The 16,318-nt window shown below is 51.2% G+C and carries 12 protein-coding genes; 11 read left to right on the top strand and 1 reads right to left on the bottom strand.

The features are described from left to right. Nucleotides 1-23: 23 nt before the first annotated feature. Nucleotides 24-2,357, bottom strand: a complete 2,334-nt coding sequence (locus EGT51_RS09255) for an ABC transporter ATP-binding protein/permease (RefSeq protein ID WP_135368432.1) — start codon at nucleotides 2,355-2,357, stop codon at nucleotides 24-26. 350 nt (nucleotides 2,358-2,707) lie between these two features. On the opposite strand from EGT51_RS09255, the gene EGT51_RS09250 reads away from it, so the two are divergent. From EGT51_RS09250 to EGT51_RS09200, 11 genes are all read left to right on the top strand, one after another. Continuing rightward, a complete protein-coding gene (locus EGT51_RS09250; RefSeq protein WP_225428713.1) occupies nucleotides 2,708-3,193 on the top strand; it encodes a TetR/AcrR family transcriptional regulator in 486 nt (161 codons plus the stop codon). A gap of 294 nt (nucleotides 3,194-3,487) precedes the next feature. Continuing rightward, complete coding sequence (locus EGT51_RS09245; protein ID WP_135368430.1) at nucleotides 3,488-4,774, top strand: UDP-N-acetylglucosamine 1-carboxyvinyltransferase; 1,287 nt, start codon at nucleotides 3,488-3,490, stop codon at nucleotides 4,772-4,774. 101 nt (nucleotides 4,775-4,875) lie between these two features. Beyond that, entirely contained in the window at nucleotides 4,876-5,127 is a 252-nt protein-coding gene (locus EGT51_RS09240; RefSeq protein WP_135368429.1) for a type B 50S ribosomal protein L31, read from the top strand. A gap of 253 nt (nucleotides 5,128-5,380) precedes the next feature. Continuing rightward, nucleotides 5,381-6,091 carry a class A sortase gene (locus EGT51_RS09235; protein WP_135368428.1) on the top strand — a complete coding sequence of 237 codons (711 nt, stop codon included), beginning with the start codon at nucleotides 5,381-5,383 and terminating at the stop codon, nucleotides 6,089-6,091. Between the two features lie 554 nt (nucleotides 6,092-6,645). Then, the gene (locus EGT51_RS09230; RefSeq protein WP_135368427.1) at nucleotides 6,646-7,263 is read left to right on the top strand and encodes a WxL domain-containing protein; all 618 of its coding nucleotides are present in this window, start codon (nucleotides 6,646-6,648) and stop codon (nucleotides 7,261-7,263) included. A gap of 395 nt (nucleotides 7,264-7,658) precedes the next feature. Continuing rightward, entirely contained in the window at nucleotides 7,659-8,111 is a 453-nt protein-coding gene (locus EGT51_RS09225) for an LPXTG cell wall anchor domain-containing protein (protein ID WP_135368426.1), read from the top strand. A gap of 18 nt (nucleotides 8,112-8,129) precedes the next feature. Continuing rightward, nucleotides 8,130-8,855, top strand: coding sequence for a WxL domain-containing protein (locus EGT51_RS09220; protein ID WP_135368425.1), 726 nt, complete (start codon nucleotides 8,130-8,132; stop codon nucleotides 8,853-8,855). Between the two features lie 37 nt (nucleotides 8,856-8,892). Further along, nucleotides 8,893-9,609: a WxL domain-containing protein gene (locus EGT51_RS09215; protein ID WP_135368424.1), complete on the top strand. Its 717-nt coding sequence runs from the start codon at nucleotides 8,893-8,895 to the stop codon at nucleotides 9,607-9,609. 93 nt (nucleotides 9,610-9,702) lie between these two features. Continuing rightward, nucleotides 9,703-10,761 carry a DUF916 and DUF3324 domain-containing protein gene (locus tag EGT51_RS09210; RefSeq protein ID WP_225428711.1) on the top strand — a complete coding sequence of 353 codons (1,059 nt, stop codon included), beginning with the start codon at nucleotides 9,703-9,705 and terminating at the stop codon, nucleotides 10,759-10,761. A 239-nt stretch (nucleotides 10,762-11,000) separates the two neighbouring features. Then, nucleotides 11,001-13,151: a lectin-like domain-containing protein gene (locus EGT51_RS09205; protein ID WP_135368422.1), complete on the top strand. Its 2,151-nt coding sequence runs from the start codon at nucleotides 11,001-11,003 to the stop codon at nucleotides 13,149-13,151. A 519-nt stretch (nucleotides 13,152-13,670) separates the two neighbouring features. Beyond that, a complete protein-coding gene (locus EGT51_RS09200) occupies nucleotides 13,671-15,995 on the top strand; it encodes an L-type lectin family protein (RefSeq protein WP_135368421.1) in 2,325 nt (774 codons plus the stop codon). Nucleotides 15,996-16,318 lie beyond the last annotated feature (323 nt).

Below are 16,318 nucleotides of genomic sequence, written 5' to 3'. Positions count from 1 at the left end.
GCGCTGATTTAGCAGATCTGATTTTATTCAGACCGCAATGCCGTAGCGGCGTCCTTCTTGGCGGCCATCCGTGCGGGGATGTGGCCTCCCAACATGGTCAAAACGGTACTGATGACGATCAGCACGATCCCATGAACCGGGTTCAGATGGGCGACGTTGCTGAGATCCGTGATGTTTTTCAAGACCACGTTGATGGGGAACGTCAGGAGCCAAGCGATGACGACCCCGAGGACCCCTGAGCCAATCCCCAGAATGAAGGTTTCGGCATCAAACACCCGGGTGATATCCTTCTTCCGGGCCCCTAAGGCCTTTAAGATCCCGATTTCTTTGGTCCGTTCCAAAACGGACGTGTAGGTGATGATGGCGATCATGATCATACTCGTGACCAGAGAGATTCCGGCGAAAGCGACCAGGACGTAGGTAATAGCATCCATCAGGCCCCCGGTCAGGCTGGAAACGGTCCCGGCCATATCGGTGTAGATGACCTTGTCGGCTTTCTTCTTGCCGTGGTTGTATTTGTCCAGGTAATGCAGCACCTTGTCTTTGTTTTTAAAGGTGTTGGGGTAGATCAGGATGCTAGCTGGCGTGGTGGAGCCACCCAGGTAGCTGACTAGCGACTTCTTGGTCGTGCTGTCGACGCTTTGGCCGGTCATGACGTTGTCGTCGGCCTGCTTTTGGGCCTTAACGATCTTAGAATCTTTGTTCTTTTGAATGATGTTTTGAGTTAACTTATCACTGTAGGCAATGCCGGAGGCCAAGACATTTTCGGAAGACTTGGACTTGACCTTGACGATACCCGCGATTTTTAACGTCGTGTTGTTCTGGTTATTGTAAAGGGCGTTCGTGGCCTTGTTGGGCACGTAATTCCCGGTCGGCAGGCTTTGGTAGTAGTCGTTGTTGTTGACGACCTTCAGCGTAGTGCCGACGATTTGGTTGTAGCGGAATTTCTGATTGTCCTTGGCGGTGAAGCCCAGGTTCTTCAAGGCGTTGATGTTGGTCGAGCCGTCACGGTCAACGATCAAGATGACGTCGTTGGCGCTTTTCGGATAGCTTCCGGAGACCAGCTTGTAGTGTTTCTTTAAGAAGGTGACGCCGCCGTCACTGGCGCTCGGGTAAACGGATCCCCCGACCCCGGTCGACGCGGCCATTGCGGATTGCATGGCGCTAGCGTTGTTCGAGCTGTTGCTGTCGGCATTGGAGAAGGAGACGGTCTTGGTCTTGCCGTTGACCTGCCGCAAGAGGTTCATGCCCGTCGAGTAGGTGTAGGTCACGTTCTTGCTTAACTTCGAATCCAAGTTTTTAATATACTTTAAGTATGACTTGGTAAGCTTATTGGTATGGGTGGCCTTGTCTTGCTCACTCACCTTGGCCGTGACCCGTTTTTTGTTGTTAGCTTTCACCTTATCGTTGGCCTGTGTGCCAGTGGTGTTGGTTGCCGTTTGGGCAATGGTGACTGGGAACTGCGCCAAGGTGTTGGCCTGCGTCTTGTTGATCTGCGTTTGGAACCCGTTGGACAGAGCCAAGACGACGGCGATGCCGATGATCCCGATACTGGAGGCAAAGGCGGTCAACGCGGTCCGGCCCTTCTTGGTACGAATGTTGTTGAAGGATAGCTTCAAAGCCGTCCAAAAGGTCATCCGGGTCTTCTTGAGCTGAAATTGTTCGGCGTCGGCGTGTTCGTTGTAGGGATTCGAATCGTTTTGAATCTTCCCGTCGGCAAATTCGATGATCCGATCGGCGTATTGCCGGGCCAAGTCAGGGTTGTGGGTGACCATGATGACCAGCCGTTCCGCGGAGAGTTCCTTGATCAGCTGCATGATCTCATCGCTGGTCTCGGTATCCAGGGCACCGGTCGGTTCGTCACACAACAGGATCTCGGGCTCGTTGGCGATAGCCCGGGCGATGGCGACCCGTTGGAGTTGCCCCCCGGACAATTGGTTGGGTTTCTTATTGATGTGGTCGGTCAAGCCAACGCGGTCTAAGGCTTTGAGAGCCTTGTCCTTCTTTTCGGCATTGCTGACACCGCTCAAGGTCATGCCCATTTCAACGTTGTCGAGGATGCTTAAGTGGCTGATGATGTTGTAACTCTGGAAAATGAAACCGACCGAGTTATTCCGGTAGGCGTCCCAATCGGCTTCCGAGAAGTCCTTGGTCGACTTGCCTTCGATCGCCAGGTCCCCGGAATCGTAAATATCCAGGCCACCGATGCCATTGAGCATGGTCGTCTTCCCGGAACCACTCGGCCCGAGAATGGCGACGAACTCTTGGGAACGAAACGCCACAGAGACATCATCCAAGGCCTTGGTGACGGAATCACCCACATGATAGTATTTCTTAATATGTTTGAGTTCCAGCATTTTAAAATAATCCTTCCATTTTTTGATTTCGGCTGTTGTTAGCAGTAGTTTTCTGATAAAATATACATTATTGCAACACCGTGTCTTATATCTTATAAAAGGAACCTGACACTTGGCAACCGCCAATGTCAACAGAACTGTTGTGAACGCAACAGTTTTGGCCAACCTGTTGCTACAATCAGTTATTGATGGCTCAGGTGGTGTTAACCTTACCATATTAATGGGGGTAACGGCACGTAATATTACTTAGCAATGCGCGTAAGTGAAACTGTAGGTAGAGGTGAAGTGTGATGGTGGGTGTCAAAAATAACCGGCGGGCGCAGTATACCCAGCGAGTTATTCAAGAGACAGTGTTATCTTTGTTGGAAAGTAAACCGATCAACGCCATATCGGTCACAGCCGTTTGTGCTCAGGCCGATGTGAACCGCACGACCTTTTACCGTTACTATACAGATATTTATGACTGCGTTGCCAGCATTGAAAAGGCCTTTGTCAGTGAGCTGCACCCGTTTGAGAGCGGTACACCGACCCAGGCCTTGGAACATCTATTGACGGCGTTTTATCACGACAAGAAGCTCAGTAATCTGGTCTTCGTCGAGGGGAAAACCAAGCTGCTAGAGCGCATGCAAGACCTGATGCGCCAAAGCGGCCCGGAACCGCCGTTGATCAACGATTACCAGGGGATGTACATCGGCGCGGGTCTGCAGAGTATTCTGAAGAAATGGGTCAAAGACGGGATGCCTGAGACGCCGCACCAATTGACGCAAATTATTATCGATACGATCCTGGCCAGAAACCTAGATGACCTGCGGAAGACTGCTGGTAAGCTGGGATGACTGATAGCGGCCATTTTGGCGGTGATTGGTATCGTCCGTTTACTGAACTAATGAAGCCGAAGTTCTTCGCTGGCTGGCTGTTGCGTTAGCCACCAGTTCTGACTGGCAAGATGACCCGTTCAGACCAGCGTGACTGGCTTAACCGCGTGCAGTGAAATTGCAAATGATCAGCTCAAATATTACATTTTGCCCGAAATACCGGGAAACAGTTGTCTTTTTGCCTGGGTTTATTTATCATGGTATCTGACTGTATGGAATTAAATGGAAGATAAATTAAGTGAGGAACACATCACAATGAAGAAAATGATTATTCACGGCGGCCGACCACTTTCAGGAGAAGTGACCATCGGCGGCGCTAAAAACAGCACAGTAGCTTTAATTCCGGCAGCGATTTTGGCTGATACGCCGGTCCGGTTCGACATGGTTCCGGATATCCTTGATGTGCACAACCTAATGTTAATTTTAAAATCAATGAACGTGCATTCCACGTTTGAAGACGGGGTCTTGACCATTGACCCGACGGAAATTGTGGAAGCACCCCTCCCAAGTAAGGCCATCAAGAGCTTACGGGCATCGTATTATTTTATGGGGTCCTTGTTGGGGCGGTTCCAACGGGCCACGCTGAGTTTTCCTGGCGGTGACAACATCGGGCCACGGCCTATCGATCAACACATCAAAGCGTTCAAGGCGCTGGGTGCGTCGGTGGATGAGCACGATGGCACGGTGCGCATCACGACCGGTCCGGAAGGCCTACACGGTGCGCGCATCTTCTTGGACATGGTCTCCGTGGGGGCCACCATCAACTCCATCTTGGCGGCGGTCAAGGCTGTCGGCACGACGGTGATTGAAAATGCGGCCAAGGAACCGGAAATCATCGACATCGCGACCTTCCTGAACAACATGGGCGCCCATGTCCGCGGTGCCGGGACCGATGTGATTCGGATCGAAGGGGTGCCAACGCTGCGGGCGATGAACACCCACACGATCATTCCCGACCGGATTGAAGCCGGGACTTACCTGTCCATGGCAGCGGCCGTGGGCGAGGGCGTCGTGGTCAAAAACGTGATTCCCGAACACTTGGAGGCCTTCACCGCCAAGATGATTGAGATGGGCGTTCGACTCGAAATCAATGAGGATAGCATTTACGTACCGCGCGCAGAAAATCTCAAGCCGATTCAGGTCAAGACCATGCCGTTCCCTGGCTTTGCGACGGACCTGCAACAGCCGTTGACGCCGTTGTTATTCAAGGCGGACGGCAGTAGTGTCGTCATCGACACGATCTATCCCAAACGCATCAAGCACATCGCCGAGCTACGTAAGATGGGTGCGCACATTCGTTCCGAAGAGGGCACGATTGTGATCGACCCGAGCGATGACCTGATTGGCGGGCAAGTGCAGGCCGGCGAGATTCGGGCCGGTGCGTCACTGGTGATTGCCGGGCTGATGGCCGAGGGCGATACCGAGATCAGCCAAGCCGATAACATTTTGCGGGGGTATGACCGCATCGTTGAAAAATTAACGGCGCTGAACGCCGACGTTGAGATTGTCGACGACACTTTAGTGGAAAATGGCCAAGATTAGGCATTGCCGCTAAGCGCGATTCATGGTATAATTCAACGGTTGACGATAAAATCAATCTCTGGTCCAGTAAATGGATCAGGGCAAAAGGAGCGTATTACATTATGAAGCAAGGAATTCATCCAGATTACCGCGAAGTTGTGTTCCAAGACTCAAGTACTGGCTTCCAGTTCTTGTCTGGTTCAACGGCAACTTCTGACGAAACGGTTGAATGGGAAGATGGCAACACTTACCCATTGATCCGTGTCGAAGTTACTTCTGATTCCCACCCATTCTACACGGGTAAGCAAAAGTTTACTCAAGCCGATGGTGCTGTGGATCGTTTCAACAAGAAGTACGGTTTAACCAACGACTAATTATAAAATTTATGATTTGTCTTCGCCGGCGCGCAGGTTTTCCTGCCGCCGGTTTTTTTTGACCATTTCTATGGAGAAATCGGGCACCTAACGCTTCGTGGTGTCCTGGCCGGGATGGGTGGCTGTGGGCAATTTTCGGCGAATTTCGTTAAGTTTTTGACCGCGGTCGATCCTAAAGCTTTGTTTTTGGGTGGGAAAAGGGTAGAATGCAAAGACGAAGAGACCGAATTATTTGGGGATTGGAGTAAGTGCTATGGCCGACAAAAAACAACGACAACCGAAACGGCGGTGGCGGTGGTTGTGGAGTACGATTTTTGCCCTCCTGATCGTCATCTCGCTGGGGTTGATTTTCAATGAACAAATTAAAAATTGGCTGATTTCGTCTTATCAGCCGCGCATTTCGCGCAAGTCAGTGAAGAAAAATGAAAAGAAAAAGGCGTCGTACGACTTCAGTAAGGTCAAGTCGCTGGACTTCTCGACGGTGGCCAAGGCCCGCTGGAATTCGGCGGACATCCACGTGGTCGGCGAAATCTTGATGCCACAGTCCAAGATTCACCTGCCGATTGCCAAGGGCGTCAGCAATGCCGTGTTGGCGTTGACGGCGGGGACCATGCGGCCGGATCAACAGATGGGGCAGGGCAACTACCCGCTGGCCGGGCACCACATGTCGTCACAGACGATTTTATTTAGTCCGTTATATTGGAAGACTCGGGTGGGGCAGCTGATCTACCTGACCAATGCCAAGCGCGTCTACGTCTACAAGGTCAGCGTGCGGAAATTCATTCCGGCCACGGACGTTGGGGTGGTCGCGCAGACCAAGCAGAAGTTGGTCACACTGATCACCTGTGACGCCACCGGGGCCAATCGACTAATGATTCGCGGCAAATACGTGAAGCAGATGGCCTACAAGAACGCCCCAGTCTCGGTCCAAAAGGGCTTCCACAGTGGCTTTAACAATAAGTAAGCTAATGAAATCAGCATTTTTCTGTCCAGACGACGAAAAATGCTGATTTTTTTAGTTTTTTTGAACTTTTTTTAAAATTTTTTTGGACAAAATCCCATGTTGCCGGGATTAGCCGGAAATCCAGATGTATCAAGGGTTTTGCACTGGTCGTTTATAGGGATTAAAACTAATGTGGTTAGTCTAACACCCGTATGAAGTATTAACGAAATCACGAGCAAAATGGCGTTTTGAAACAGAAAATCCCGACTGAACCGTGAATTGAAAATGGCTATAAATGCCGGTATGACGGCGTTTAAATTGTAATCACATTTATATTATAAACGTTTATAACAGACATGAAAGGATTTTCCCCTTACTGGTTCTCGCCACAGATAATTAAGAGTGGACAAAGACGGAGAAATGCGCTATTATATGTTTGTAAGGTTGATACAGAGATAACCGCCAAGCATTGGGGGCACGATTAACTAGGGTAATCCCGCAAGGCAGTGACATCGATCAGCCAGGGTTGACAGAAATTTATATTTAGCCGAAAAGGCTCAAAGGGGATAATCAATATGTTTAAGAAGACTTTAGGTTTCGTCACTGTTGCTGCTGCAGTTGTTAGTTTGGGTTTAGCTTCAGCGACGACTGCCAACGCTGCTGATACTGGTGATCAAAATTCAAAAAACACTACTGCTAGTGTTGAATTAAAAGCTGGCACAGGTACTTCAGGAGCTGTTACCTTGGTTTCTGCACCAAGCATTGTATTTACTGCTGGAAACTTAACTGGGTCTGCAATCACGGCAACTAGCGAAGTTTCGAGTGACCTGGTTGTTAAGGATGCCGGATCAGGTGCTGGATGGAATGTTACGGTTTCCGCAACACCAATGGCAGACTCAGCTAAGAACGTTTCGTTATCTGGTGGTAGTTACACCATGAACTTTAATCCATCAGCTGAACAAACTGGAACAGATCAAAACACCTCTACTGCACCTATTGCACCAAGCACGAAGATTGAAACTGGGGCTGATACGACTGACTCTGCTACAAACGTCTTTACTGCTGAAGCTGGGACTGGTGTTGGTACTTGGAAGGCTGGAATGACGGCAACTGAGTTGGCAGTTCCATCATCTGCTGTTGAAGGAAACTACGTGTCTACCTTGACTTGGACTTTGGGTCAAGCTCCAGCTTAAGTATAAGTAATTTAAAAAAATAAATTCTAAGGGTGGTGGCTAATGTAGCCACCACTTTTTTATCTAGCGTATAAACTTGTTGTTAGGACTTTCAGCAAATTTGAAATTGGTTTTAATGGTTACCGAACTGCATTAGTGGATAATATGATTAATATGCTTTTAAGAGCTATATAATTGGAAAATAAAGAAAAATAGGCGAATGCTTTAACTATTTGTATGCCCCCTATAAAGATTACGACAAAAATATTTTTTACCACAGATATTTAATTGTGGACAAAGACACAAAACGGTGCTATTATAATTTATGTAATCAGATGAATTCATCAGATGTTTTGTAATAGATATTGTTAATTAAATGTTAGGCAAGTGGAACAGGACGTGAGGATGGGACAGCGATGCGATTACGAGATTTAGGTTTGCTGGTGCTGAGCCTGCTGATCGTCGGTTGGGGCCTCCCAACGACTGCTCGTGCGGATGATGTTCAGCAGTCACACTACTCGGTGACGCTCACTAAGCCGGCAACGAGCACGTCACCAATCACCAATAACGGTGCTGGAGCATTAATTACGGGTGATGATGGTGACCAGGTGAGCGGCCAAAAGGGTAATGGCAATCGTCATTCAGCCGGAACAACATCACCGGCCAAAACTAACGGCGGTCAAGGGGCCACTGTTAGTCCAACAAATAGTCGGAATGGTCAGGCGGCCTTGGTCGCTAGCCACAGCACGACGGGACGATTGCCACAAACTTCTGAAACCTGGTTCGGATTGGGAACCATGGCGGGCGTCATCTTATTGTTGCTGGTTTGGATTGGAATCTTATTTAAGAAAAGAAAACAACAAAATTAGTTGAGGGAGATCTTTATTATGACTAAGAAAACTTTACAATTATTAGCTTCTGTTGCTTTGGTTGCAGGCTTGGGTATGACTACGGTTACGGCCAACGCTTCTAAGGAATCCGGACAAGGGACTCAAGACACGACTGCTAAGGTTACATTGAACAGTGACAATGGTGCTGGGGATAATGGTAACGATGGTGATGGTGATGGGAGTAACGTTGCAGGTAAATTGGCAATTGTTTCTGCGCCTGATGTAACGTTTGACAATGGGACTATCAACGGTCAAGAAGCTTTGAAGCTAGACGGAACTTTTTCTACGAGTGAAAATTCTTGGAAGGATAAGGGAAGTGGTGCTGTAGCTGTTGTTGATCCCGGGACTGCGAGTGGCTGGAAGGTTTTAGCCTCTAATACGGTGATGAAGAATGATGATACTTCTATTACCACTGGTGCCGCTGCTGCTATTCAAGGTGGGACTATTCATTATACTGGTGCCACGCTCAGCTCATTAGATAGCGGGGATGCCAACCCAGCAAGATTGGATAACGAAACGGTCTCACTACCAACGGCCGGAACTGATAACGTACCTGTTTACAGTGCTAATACGGGTAATGGTGTTGGGACTTGGCTGGATACTTTTAGCGGCGCAAGCTTGACAGTGCCTGCTGGAAACGCTGCTGGCTCATACACTTCAACAGTAACTTGGACCTTAAGCAACACCCCTGGTACCACGGCATCAACAACTGATGCTAAGTAATTAATCGCAGTCAAGAACGAAAAGGGAGGGCTGCGTAGTGACTAGATGGACATCGTTAATCGTGACTTCGTTGGCCCTCACGGCTTTGGTCTTGGGTGGGTCAACCGTCGCGCAAGCTAGTACTACTCCCGATGGTAGCCAGAACACGACTGCCAAAGTTACCCTCAAAGGTGGCGACACCTCTGGGTCCGTTTCTCCCCAGAATCCGGATGGGTCGGGGAGTGCGTTTCCCGGCGATGACTTAGATCCTGACAATCAGGGGACTGGGTCGACCGGGGACCTGACGATTGACTACGCATCGAATCTGGTATTTGATGAAAATAGTTATGCAAACGGGATCATCACCGCGACGGCGACGAACCATCAAGCCTTCGTGCAGGTGAGTGACCGCCGCTACACTGGGGATGGCTGGCAATTGATGCTGACCCCCAGTGTTTTGGTGGGTCAAGCGGACTCGACGAAGATTGACGGCAGTGATGCGTCGGTCGAATTGGGCGTGACCAAATTTCTCGCGTCGGGGGCGACCGTCAGTCAGTATCCGCACGTCACCACGACGAGTACCACCCGCTTACCACTGGGAGAAATGGCTAAGGTCGGTCAAGCTGACTACGGCACCGGGCTCGGCACCTGGATTTATCGGCTCAATTACGACACCGCGGCGCCGACCAAATTGCTGGTCAACGGCAGTGCGGTCGCCGAGACACAGACCTACACCGGGGTGCTGAATTGGACCTTAACCGATTCCTTACACTAAAAATGTTAAAGTTTCTGAATGCGGTGGCGACAGTCACCGCATTCTTTGTTACAATGAGTTTAAAGTTGAGTTTTTATGGAGGTTGGGAGAATCATGAAACGTTGGCTAAAAATTTTGGTAACACTTGGGACGTTACTAATGGCGTTCGGTTGGGTCCAACAGACCGAAACGGCTCACGCTGAAAGTGTTGGTTACTCGGTCAGTGCCGTTTTGCCGAAGAACCAAGACGATAAGAAGGTCACGTATTTCGCGTTACGGGTTAAACCAAAACAACAACAGAAATTAACGATTGTTATTCGTAATACCAGTAAATCAATGAAACGGTTCCAAGTGGGGGTCAACCAGGCCATCACCAACGACAACGGGGTCATCGACTACAGTAAGGCCAATCCGACACTGGATAGCTCACTGAAGGTCGGTATCAAGGACATCTTCAGCAAGGACAGCACCCAAAAGGTCAACGTCCCGGCGAAGAGTACCAAGCGTGTCTCCGTCTCCTACACCATGCCAGCCGACAAGATCGACGGGATGATCTTGGGTGGGGTCTACGTCAAGCAGTTGACCGCTAGTGACAGTTCCAGTGCCAAAAAGGGTGTCACCATCAAGAACGCCTTTGCCTACGTCATCGGGGTCCGGCTCCGTGAAAGCAGCGTCGATGTCGCCCCTGACATGCGCCTGCACACGGTCAAGGCGGGACAGATCAACTCATACAACCAAATTCAAGCCAACTTGCAAAACCCGCGGCCAGGCCTGATGAGTGAACTTAAGATCAAGTCGAAGGTCACCAAGGCCAACGATTCCAAGACGGTCTTGAGCAATCAAAAGAGCAACATGTCCATGGCGCCAAATTCAAACTTCAACTACTCCATTCCGTGGGGCAGTACGCAGTTAAAGGCCGGCGAATACACGCTGACGCTGGATGCCTACGCCAAGGGCGGGTACCACTGGCACTTCGTCAAGAACTTTAACGTGACGCAAGCCCAGATCAACCAATTAAAGAACAAGATCAACACGCCGCAACAAAAGAATTACTTCTGGTGGTTCGTGGCCGGCGGGATTTTGATTCTCCTGCTTCTGCTCATCATCATCTACCTGTTATTGAAGAACCGGCGTCGCGATGACGACGATTCTGATCAGACGGATGCAAAATAACTAAAATGACTACGCCCGACTGGCGGTTCTGCGAAGAACCGTTGGCCGGGCGTTTTTGTATTTATCAGCTGTTAGTTCACTTAACTGAGTAAGTCCTCTTTCTAGGGTCAGACAGCCCCCGAACCCGGCCGGAACCCCCAATCTGGGGGCGGAACATCGTATAATGGGGTTAGATATTGAATGCGGTAATGATTAAGGTGCACGGACAGCACGGGTCGACATTGAGGGGGAATGTCGTTATGAGGTTGCGAAATTGGGGAATCAGTTTGATGGCGATACTGGCGTTCTTATTGGGCGGTATCCTGGTGGCCCATGCCGACGCGCCGGCGGGGTTGCCCGTCTCGCCGTACTTTAAGGCGGGGACCTTTAGTGGTGGCAGCAATTCGGCGACGGTCTTGCCCGGGCAACAGGACACGGTCCAACTGACCGATGCCGCCAACCAGTTGGGCACGATTTGGGCCAACAAGGATGACTATTACTTTGAGTTGGACCACGACCAAAAGGCGTCGATGTGGCTGTATTTTGACAACAAAGGCGGGAACGCCGGCGATGGCATGGCGTTCGTCTTGCAAAATGACCCGCGTGACTACGCAGCCGTCTCCCGGACCCAGCTGACCGACGTGCCGGCCGCGGGGGAAACTCTCGGCGTGTGGGGGAGTCCAGACGCCTACACAGTTCCCGGGACGGACGTTGTTGCACATCAGGCGATTCAAAACAGTTGGGCGTTAGAGTTCGATACCTTCCCGAATACGACGCCAATGCCGAGTGGGCTGGGCAAGTCTACGACCTTTGATACCTTTATCAACTACGTGACGGATGAGAAGACCAAAAAGCCCCACATCGCTTCGAATTATCCGGCCAAGTCGGGTACCTATAGTAAGCGCAGTTATGGCGACCAATACTATACGGTCATGTTCCACAAGGGCATTTTGAACCCAAGCCTGTCCAACGGTGCGTGGCATCACATGACGTTGCAATACACCGCCCCCAGCAGCTATCCGGGGACCGGGCAGATGACCTATACGTTTGACGACAAGGACCCCGCAACCGGAATGCAAACGGGGTCGGACCAAACGGCGACGGTCGATATTGATACCAGCACGGTGGACCCCGATAACACGGGCCGGGCCATGTGGGGCTTCACCGGAGCGACTGGCCAGCTGTACGAAACCAATCAGGTCGTCTTCGAACAGATTCCGGGGCTGGTCGATGCCAGCGCGGCAGCCCATGTGTATGACCGCACGGAGGACAATTTGGAGGTACCCACGAACGGCACAGGCCTGATCATGGGGGGCGACCGGCTCCTGTTACAATACACATTAAAGTATGAGGCTGGCCGGAGATCCTGGGATGCCATCAAGGCGGCCATGAAGCTGCCGGCGGGCGTCACGGTGACGTCCGGTAAGGCTACCTACGCGGACGGGTCACAAGAAGACGTTGCGTTGGGAGACTACCAGGCCGGCGATGACGAGCTTGATTACCCCCTGCAAAAGGGCCTGTCCGCGACTAATCGCACGGCAACGGTGTCATTGTACGCGACGGCTGACAATCCGGCGCAAAATACGGTGGTGGCCGGGACCACCAGTCACTTTACCGGTCCGCTGGCGATTGCCACGGCGGATATGACCGGTTTTCAGGTGTACCATTCGGCCGTCGACTTGACCACTGCCCTGACCAGCGCTAGCCACGTGACCGTTCAGCCGGGTAAGACCACGACGGTGACCGGGACCGCCACGCTCAAGGGTGCCACCGCCAATGCGGCCTTCACCTTACACCCGACGTTAAACGGCCAAGACATTGCGACGTCGTCCTTCGATTCGACGAAGCAGGCGGATGGCAGCTACACCGGGAATTTTAGCTATCAACCGTTGGCGGGGGACCTCCACACGGGACTCAACACGCTGACCCTGTACGTCGCCGATGCCAGCGGCAATGCCTCGACGGACGTGACGGTGCTGATCAACGTGGCGGGCATCCTGAGCTATGCGACGGTGCCCAAGACCGTTGCCTTTGCCGACACGGTCTTGACCGGCCAGGCACAGCAGTTGGCACGGCAGGGAAATTGGCAGCTCCAGGTCAATGATGCCCGGGGTACCGGGTCGAAATGGCAGCTGACCGCGCAGTTGACTCAGCCCATGACGGCGACCAACGCCCCAGCGACCCGGCTAGATGGCGACCTGACCTATCAGGCTAGTGCCACCGCCACGCCCGTTGTCATCGATACGACCGGCGTGGTGGTCGCCAGTCATCAGGCCACTAGTGATGATGATACGACCAACGCCTTGAACTGGGATGCGGATGCGGGCATGCTGCTACACGTCAATAGCAGCGCCGTCAGCGGCACCTATGAGGGCGAGATTACTTGGAACCTGGCGAATGCGCCGGGTTAATGAATTGTATAAGTGTGGCGAAACGGAGGACTACCAGCTATGGCTGGTGGTTCTTTTTTGGGCTTTGAGGATAGTATTACTGTCAGTTACACTTTGAACTTGATGTACCTTTGAGTAGTTTTGCTGTTGCTGATGGTCAAATGGATAAATGCGATAAAACCGCCGATAGAGGATGTCTAAGACGATAATTAAATAAAATAAATTATCGTTAAAGGCCTAAAACGTTGGCGACTTGTGATATAATAATAGTCGTTGCGAGTGTTAAACGTTTTGGGGAGTAGTGATTATTTTATAATTAAAATGATTTCGGCTATCCGCCATTAGCGTAGACAACTGGTAGTAAAGGCAGTTGTTGCCCCAGCCGTTAGGTCATTTAACTAACTGAGCTGGGCTGAGAGTGAGCCAAAAGGCTGAACCGGCTGCCCTTTGGCGCACGTTTCAGCTATGTAAAGGTGAAACGTGCCTGGGGTAGTTTTGTCCCAGGAACCTGATTTTTGAGAGTTGGAGAAGGGTGACAAAATGAAATTGCGAAAGATGATGATGGGGCTCGGGGCCTTGGTGCTGGCGGTTAGTTGCCAGTTGGTAGTCGCACAGGCGACGTCCATGCCGGAAAATGTTAGTGTCCCCTTGAGCAAAGCGCCACGAGGAATCAAAATTGATAATTATTTTAAAGTCCCGGACGAAAGCGATGGGATTGCCAATAACTCCGCGAAGATTGCGGATACAGATTACGGTGACCAGCAGGCCGTTCAACTGACCGATGCCAATAAAACCGGTGGTGAACTGGGGTTGATTTGGACCAGCGATGGTGCCGAGATGGATCTGAGTCAGAATCAAACGGCGTCCATGTGGTTGTATACGGGGAACGAGATGAGTAGTAGCGGTGACGGGATGACCTTTGTTATGCAAAATGACCCCCGGAAGCTGGGGGCCAGTGCCATCAATACCTCTGATTCAGCGAATCCCACGCCCGCAACTGGGGAAACACTGGGTGTGTGGGGCGATGATTATGACAACGAGAAGTTTACGACGCCGGAGTCACTCGCCGCTACGGGAATTCAGAACAGTTGGGCATTGGAGTTTGATACGTTTTTGAATAACAACCTTCCTGATATCCCGGACAATAGTTCTGCAGGGAATACCGTCTGGAAAAATTATTTTCAAGATTTAGCCAATAGTGGGAACCAATTTGACGTCGGTATGAAAGGGATGCACATTGCTTCGGGGTATCCGGGAGCGGCTCAGTCGTACGACGTGGTCACCCAGGCCTTTAATTGGACGGATTATGAGAGTTGGGATATCCTTCATCTAAATGGAACGCCGCAGTCGGCTTCATATCACTATGCAAAACTCTTGCACGACGGGGCCATCGACACTGGCAATATCTTGTTGGGGAGGGGTGTCTGGCAACACATCACCCTGAATTGGGATGCCGCCGCTAGCAAGATGACTTATACGTTCGACGATAAGGACCCGAACACCGGGGCGGCGAAGACGGGGACTTCCAGGACGGTAGCGGTGAATAAGAAATTATTGGGCTTGACTGAGGACAATCAAAAGATTCGCTGGGGCTTTACCGGGACGACTGGGGGCAACTTTGAAAACAACCTGGTCGTCTTCGAACAGGTCCCCGGTCTGGTCAGTGCTAATGCGACGGCCAAATTGACCGATGAGACTAAAAACCAGACCATTGACGACGCCAGCGATGAGGTGAATGCGGGTGACCGGATGCACCTGGATTATAATTTAACTTATACCGGCGGCCGGGAATCCTGGAAGTCGATTCAAGCCAAATTGAATTTGCCAAGCCAGATTAAATTTAGTAGCGCCCAGATTTCGTATGCCAATGGCGATTCTCAGACGATTAGTGGGTTAGATAGCGACAGCGTCGATGGTCAGACCATCAGCGCAGCCTTGAATCAAGAGCTCTCCAGTACCAATGCCAGCGCGACGATTTCCTTTACCGGAAAAGCCGTGGCGGGGAGCGATAGCGAAACGACGGTGGCGGCGACTAACAGTAGCTTTACCGGCGCTAACGCCATTACGCAAGCGACGCTGAACGGTTTTAAGGTCGAGAAAAACGACGATGCCGCGATGACGTTATCGCTGACTGGCGAAGGCGTCGATGCGACCGGCACATTGGGCAGCCAGAAATTGACCAAGCCCGCCGACGTTGCCGTGACCGGGAAGATTACCTACACCGTGGGCATCGCCGACACCAACAGTAACCTGACGTTGTATCCGACCTTGAACGGAACACCCTTGCCGACGCAAACGTTAAGCAATAACGACGCCGCCGGAACCTTCACTTACAAATTGACCGCGAGCCAGCTTCTGTCAGGCCAAGACAACAAGTTGACGCTCTACGCAACGGACAGTAAGGGCCACTCGACCAACGACGTCGGCTATACGGTGACCCTCTCGCCGGGAACGCGCGAACTAGCAGTGGGGACCCGTTCCACTTTCAATGCCGACAATCCGGTGGATATGACGGGAACGGCGATGACACTGCAGCCGGATCACAACTGGGACGTCACGGTCAACGATACCAAGGGTAAGGGGGACAAATGGACGCTGACCGCCGCGGCAACACCGTTCATTTCCAAGCTGCGGGGCAGTCTGTCCGCCCACCTCGACTACGTGACCAGCGACGGTAGCGTGTCGAACCTCCAGGCCGGTGCGGCCGAAATCATGACGCACACAGCGGCTTCGGATGACGATGTGCTCAACGTAGCGGATGACTGGAGCGATACGCAGGGACTGTTACTGAAGGTGAATTCGGACGCCACTCAGGGCGCTTACTACAGTACCGTGACCTGGACGTTGGGGGATGCCCCCGCTTAAGCAATTTCATGCAAGACAATGGGACCTACAGACCTGATGGCTGGGGTCCTTTTTCTTTGCGGTATTTACTGACTTTCACGCAGCGTGGTCTGCTAAAGAGTGGATGAGTATTTGTGAAAAAATGTTTTATAAATATTGTTATATCAACGATTTGACTAGCATAATCTGGTTGATGTGGTATACTAAACGAAACTAGTAGGCAGTGTTACTATTGTACAGTGAGTAATATAAAAATACTGATATGTCATTGCCGGTGAAAATCATGCGTAAGGGGCATCGGCGTGGTTAAATTTTTGGGGGCGTCAAGGCCATTTGGTGGTGTC

The organism is Levilactobacillus suantsaiihabitans (assembly GCF_004745505.1).
Lineage (GTDB): Bacteria > Bacillota > Bacilli > Lactobacillales > Lactobacillaceae > Levilactobacillus > Levilactobacillus suantsaiihabitans.
This window is presented reverse-complemented; position numbering and strand designations above follow the sequence as displayed.

What these genes read in the sequence shown, in the direction of transcription:
- EGT51_RS09255 (WP_135368432.1), bottom strand. Translation starts at nt 2,357, where the DNA reads ATGCTGGAACTCAAACATATTAAGAAATACTATCATGTGGGTGATTCC.
- EGT51_RS09245 (WP_135368430.1), top strand. Translation starts at nt 3,488, where the DNA reads ATGAAGAAAATGATTATTCACGGCGGCCGACCACTTTCAGGAGAAGTG.
- EGT51_RS09240 (WP_135368429.1), top strand. Translation starts at nt 4,876, where the DNA reads ATGAAGCAAGGAATTCATCCAGATTACCGCGAAGTTGTGTTCCAAGAC.
- EGT51_RS09235 (WP_135368428.1), top strand. Translation starts at nt 5,381, where the DNA reads ATGGCCGACAAAAAACAACGACAACCGAAACGGCGGTGGCGGTGGTTG.
- EGT51_RS09230 (WP_135368427.1), top strand. Translation starts at nt 6,646, where the DNA reads ATGTTTAAGAAGACTTTAGGTTTCGTCACTGTTGCTGCTGCAGTTGTT.
- EGT51_RS09225 (WP_135368426.1), top strand. Translation starts at nt 7,659, where the DNA reads ATGCGATTACGAGATTTAGGTTTGCTGGTGCTGAGCCTGCTGATCGTC.
- EGT51_RS09220 (WP_135368425.1), top strand. Translation starts at nt 8,130, where the DNA reads ATGACTAAGAAAACTTTACAATTATTAGCTTCTGTTGCTTTGGTTGCA.
- EGT51_RS09210 (WP_225428711.1), top strand. Translation starts at nt 9,703, where the DNA reads ATGAAACGTTGGCTAAAAATTTTGGTAACACTTGGGACGTTACTAATG.
- EGT51_RS09205 (WP_135368422.1), top strand. Translation starts at nt 11,001, where the DNA reads ATGAGGTTGCGAAATTGGGGAATCAGTTTGATGGCGATACTGGCGTTC.
- EGT51_RS09200 (WP_135368421.1), top strand. Translation starts at nt 13,671, where the DNA reads ATGAAATTGCGAAAGATGATGATGGGGCTCGGGGCCTTGGTGCTGGCG.